The 5,573-nt window shown below is 75.3% G+C and carries 1 protein-coding gene; it reads right to left on the minus strand.

Annotation, left to right across the window (positions count from 1 at the left end; translation table 11 throughout):
• The coding region (locus ABT263_RS38365; protein WP_352298494.1) for an SDR family NAD(P)-dependent oxidoreductase at positions 1-5,507 on the minus strand (5,507 nt) is incomplete at its 3' end.
• Positions 5,508-5,573 lie beyond the last annotated feature (66 nt).

Here is a 5,573-nt window from a genome sequence, read left to right on the forward strand (position 1 = left end):
CCCAGCCACAGCGGCTTCCGGGCACCACGATCCTGACCGTAGGTCGCCAGCAGCGCCTGCGCCTCGATCGGGTCACCCAGCTTGGTCCCCGTCCCATGCGCCTCCACCACGTCCACATCGGCGGCCGTGAGGCCGGCGTTCGCCAGCGCCGCGCGGATCACCCGCTGCTGGGACGGACCGTTCGGCGCCGTCAGACCGTTCGACGCACCGTCCTGGTTCACCGCCGAGCCGCGCACCACGGCGAGCACCCGGTGCCCGTTGCGCCGCGCGTCCGACAGCCGCTCCAGGACCACCATGCCGGCGCCCTCGGCGAAGCCCATGCCGTCCGCGTCTGCCGAGAAGGCCTTGCAGCGGCCGTCCACCGCGAGACCGCGCTGCTGGCTGAACCCGACGATGCCGTCGGGGGTCGCCATCACGGTGGCCCCGCCGGCGAGCGCCATCGAGCACTCCCCGGAGCGGATCGCCTGGGTGGCCATGTGCAGCGCCACTAGCGAGGACGAGCACGCGGTGTCGATGGTCACCGCCGGGCCCTCCAGGCCCAGCGTGTAGGACACCCGGCCGGACATCACGCTCGTCGCGAAGCCGGTCGTCAGGTGCCCTTCGGCTCCCTCGCCGCCGGTCGCCAGTCCGAGCCCGTAGGCCGACGCGAACCCGCCGACGAAGACGCCGGTCTGGCTGCCGCGCAGCGTCGCGGGGTCGATCCCGGCCCGCTCCAGCGCCTCCCAGGACGTCTCCAGCAGCTGGCGCTGCTGCGGGTCCATCGCCAGCGCCTCACGCGGCGAGATCCCGAAGAACCCGGCGTCGAAGCCGCCGGCGTCCGCGACGAAGCCGCCCTCCTGGGTGTAGGAGGTGCCGACGCTCTCGGGGTCCGGGTCGTAGAGGCCCTCCACGTTCCAGCCGCGGTCGTCCGGGAAGCGGGAGATCGCGTCCGCCCCGGTGGTGAGCAGCTGCCAGAACCCGTCGGGGTCGTTCACGTCGCCGGGGAGCCGGCAGGCCATCCCGACGATCGCGATCGGCTCGTCGGCTCCCGCCTCCGCCGGACGGACCGGCAGGAGGTCCACGGGCTGCTCGGCGTCACCGAGCAGCCGGGCCCGCAGGTGGCCGGCCAGCGCGACCGGGTTGGGATAGTCGAAGACCAGGGTGGCCGGCAGCCGCTGGCCGGTCGCGGTGCCCAGGCGGTTGCGCAGCTCGACCGCGGTGAGCGAGTCGAAGCCCAGGTCGGTGAAGGCCCGGCCCGGCTCGACCGCCTCGGCGGAGCTGTGCCCCAGCACGGCCGCCACGTGGGTCCGGACCAGGTCGACGAGCAGCCGGGTGCGCTCCTGTTCGGAGAGGCCGGCCAGCTGCCGTTGCAGCGAGTCCGCGCCGACGCCGCCCGAGGCGGCGGTCCGCCGGCCGGTCCCGGCCGTGACCAGGGTCCGCCAGAGCGGCGGGACCTCCGCGCTCCGCGCGGCCTGCGCGCGCAGCCCGGCGAGGTCCAGCCGGGTCGCCACCAGCAGCGCCTCGGAGCGGGCGGTCCCCTGGTCCAGCAGGGCCAGGCCCTCGGCCGCGCTCAGTGCCACGGCGCCACCGCGGGTCAGGCGGGCCCGGTCGGAGTCCGAGAGCTGCCCGGTCAGGCCGCTGACCTCCGCCCAGAGGCCCCAGGCGAGCGAGGTGGCGGGCAGTCCGGCCGCCCGCCGGTCGGCCGCCAGCGCGTCCAGGAACGCGTTGGCCGCCACGTAGTTGCCCTGACCCGGAACACCGAACGTCGCCGCGGCCGAGGAGAACAGCACGAACCGGTCCAGGTCCAGACCCCGGGTGAGCTCGTGCAGGTGCCAGGCACCGTCGGCCTTCGGCCGCATCACCGCCGCCACCCGCTCGGGCGTCAGCGAGGCGATGATCCCGTCGTCCAGGACACCGGCGGTGTGGATCACGCTCCGCAGCGGACGCCCCGCCGGAATCGCCGCCAGCAGCGCGGCCAGCGCCTCACGGTCCGCCGTGTCACAGGCGACCACGTCCACCGACGCACCCGACCGCGCCAACTCCGCCGCCAGCACGGCCACCCCGGCGGCAGCCGGGCCGGAACGGCTGGTCAGCACCAGACCGTCCGCCTGGGCCGCGGTCACCAGATGCCGCGCGACCAGACCGCCCAGCGTGCCCGTGCCACCCGTCACCAGCGCCGTCCGCCCGGATGTGCGGGGGGCGCGCAGTTCGGCGGGGACGGTCAGGACCAGCTTGCCGGTGTGGCGCGCCTGCTGCATGAAGCGGAACGCCTCACGCGCCCGCCGGATGTCCCAGGCCCGGACCGGGAGCCGCGTCAGCTCGCCCGCCGCCATCAGGTCGACGATCCGGCCGAGCATCGCGCCCATCCGCTCGGGCCCGGCCTCGCCGAGATCGAACGGCCGGTAGAAGACCCCCGGGTACTGCGCCGCCAGGGCCTCCGCGTCACGGAGGTCGGTACGGCCCATCTCGACGAAGGCCCCACCGCGCGGCAGCAGCCGCAGCGAGGCGTCCGTCAGCTCGCCCGCCAGGGAGTTCACCACGATGTCCACGCCCGCGCCGCCGGTCGCGGCGAGGAACTCCGCCTCGAACCCGGCATCGCGGGACGAGGAGATGTGCGCTTCGTCCAGGCCCATCGCGGCCAGCACCGGCCACTTCGCCGGACTCGCCGTCGCGAACACCTCCAGGCCCAGGTGCCGGGCGAGCTGCACCGCCGCCATGCCGACGCCACCGGCGCCCGCGTGCACGAGCACCCGCCGGCCGGCCTCGGCCTGGGCCAGTTCAACCAGGGCGTACCAGGCCGTCATGAACGCCACGGGCACCGACGCGGCCTCGGCGAAGGTCCAGCCCTCCGGGATCCGCACCAACTGCCGGGCGTCCGTGACCGCCACCGGCCCGAACCCGCCTGCGGCGACGCCCATCACCCGGTCGCCGACCGCGAGGCCGGTCACCTCGGGGCCGAGGTCGAGCACCGTACCCGCGAGCTCACTGCCCATCACACCGCCGCCCGGGTACATCCCCAGGCCGATCAGCACGTCGCGGAAGTTCAGCCCGGCCGCGTGGACCGCCACCCGGACCTGTCCGGTCTCCAGCGGGGCGCCCGTCTGCGACGCCGGCGCCGGTGTCAGCCCCTCCAGTGACCCGCCGGCGTCCGGCTCCAGCCGCCACGAGCCCTCGGGCACCGCCAGCTCGCCCGCCGGGCGCGCCAGACGCCGCCCGTGGGCCTGGTCGGCGCGGACGACCAGCTCGGACTCACCGCTGCCCACCGCCGACGGCAGCACCGTGGCGGGCGCACCGGACTCACCGGCGGGCAGGTCGACCAGGACGAGTCGGCCGGGGTTCTCCGACTGCGCCGAGCGCAGCAGGCCCCAGACGGCGGCGGCGGGCAGATCGGCGATCCGCTCCCCGGCCGCGGCAGCGACGGCTCCCCGGGTGACGACCACCAACCGGGCCTCGGCCAGACGCTCCTCGGCCAGCCAGGCCTGGGCCAGGCCGAGTACCTCGCCGGTCACGCGCGCGGCCGCCCGCGCCGGGTCGTCACTGCCCTGGTCACCGGCGCAGGCCAGCACCAGGGCGGGCTCGATCTCCCCCGCCTCGGTGGCGGCGGCCAGACCGGCCAGGTCCGTGAAGGCCCGGACCGGTACACCGGCCGCGTCCAGGGCCTCGGCCAGACCGAAGCGGTCGGCGCCGATCAGCGCCCACGCCCCGGCCGGAGCCTCGGCAGCGGCGATCGGTGCCCACTCGACGGTGAACAGGGCATCCGCCACCGTCGAGGCAGCGGAGTTCAGTTGGTCGGCCGACACCGGGCGGGTGATCAGCGACTCGACGGAGACCACCGGCGCACCGGTGGCATCCGCCGCCGTCAGCACCAGACTGCCCTGCGCGTCCCGGCGCAGCCGGGCCCGCAGCACGGACGCACCCGCCGCGTGCAGCTCGACACCCGTCCACGCGAACGGCAGCCGCACCTGCCCGGGCTCGCCCTCCTCGGAACCGCCGACCAGGGCGCTGGCGTGCAACACGCCGTCCAGGAGCGCCGGGTGCAGACCGAACGCACCCGCATCCGCGGCCACGCCCTCGGGTAGCGCCACCTCGGCGAATACCTCGTCGCCCCGGCGCCACACCGCGCGCAGCCCCCGGAACGCCGGGCCGTAGCCGTAGGGCGTCCCGGCCAGCGCCTCGTACATACCGCTGACGTCCACCGCTGTGGCCCCGCGCGGAGGCCAGACCTCGAAGTCCTCCTCGGCGAGCGCGGGTTCACCGGCGTGGGCGACCAGACCGCTCGCGTGCTGGAGCCACGCCTGCTGCGCGTCGGCGGCGTCCGGGCGGGAGAACACCTCGACGGTCCGACGGCCGTCCGCATCGGCGGCGGCCACCACGACCTGGACCTGCACACCGGAGCCGTCCGCCGGGAAGATCAGCGGCGCCTGGAGGGTCAGTTCCTCCAGCAGGCCGCACCCCACCTGGTCACCGGCCCGGACCACCATCTCGACGAAGCCGGTCCCCGGCAGGAGCGCGACCCCGCCGACCACGTGGTCGGCCAGCCAGGGGTGCGTCCGCAGCGACAGCCGCCCGGTGCAGACCAGCCCCGCGCCACCGGCCAGCTCGACGGCCGCGCCCAGCAGCGGGTGACCGACCGCGCCCAGGCCGAGCGAGACCGCGTCCCCACCGAGGGACGGCGCCGCAGCCGGCGGCCAGAACTGCTCGTGCTGGAAGGCGTAGGTGGGCAGCTCCACCGACTCGGCGGCCGGGAGCACCGTGCGCCAGTCCACGGGGGCACCGTTGACGAAGGCCTCGGCGAGTGAGGCCAGCAGGCGCTGGGCACCGCCGTCGTCGCGGCGCAGCGTGCCGCAGACGGCCGCCGGCAGCGCGGCGGAGTCCAGCGCGACCTCTTCGAGCGTGTCGTTCATCGCGCCCAGCAGCACCGGGTGCGGAGTCACCTCGACGAAGACCTGGTGCCCCTGACCGGCGAGCGTGCGCACCGCGCGGTCGAAGTGCACCGTGGCGCGCAGGCTGCCGTACCAGTAGGCGGCATCCAGCTCCTCACCGGTCAGCGTCTCCCCGGTCATCGCCGAAACCATCGGGATCCGGCCCGGTCGCGGCGCGATACCGGCCAGGACCTCGGTGATCTCCGCTTCGAGGCGGTCCACCTGCGCCGAGTGCGAGGCGTAGTCCACCGCGACAAGGCGGGCCCGGACACCCTCCGCCTCGAACTCCGCCTTCAACTCCTCCAGCGCCTCCGGCTCACCCGAAACCACCACCGCCGACGGCCCGTTGACCGCCGCCAGCGACAGCCGCTCACCGAACCGGGCGATCCGCTCCTCGACCACCGCGGCGCTCCGGCTCACCGAGAGCATCCCGCCGAGCCCCGCCAGGACCTTCAACGACTGAGAGCGCAGCGCCACCACCCGGGCACCGTCCTCCAGCGACAGCATCCCGGCCACCGTCGCCGCCGCGATCTCACCCTGCGAATGCCCCACCACCGCAGCAGGCTTGACACCGGCAGCCTCCCAGACCGCCGCCAGCGACACCATCACCGCCCACAACGCCGGCTGGACGACATCCGCCGCCTTCAACTCCGTTACACCCGCGAGGACATC

The organism is Kitasatospora sp. NPDC001603, from assembly GCF_040298365.1.
GTDB lineage: Bacteria > Actinomycetota > Actinomycetes > Streptomycetales > Streptomycetaceae > Kitasatospora.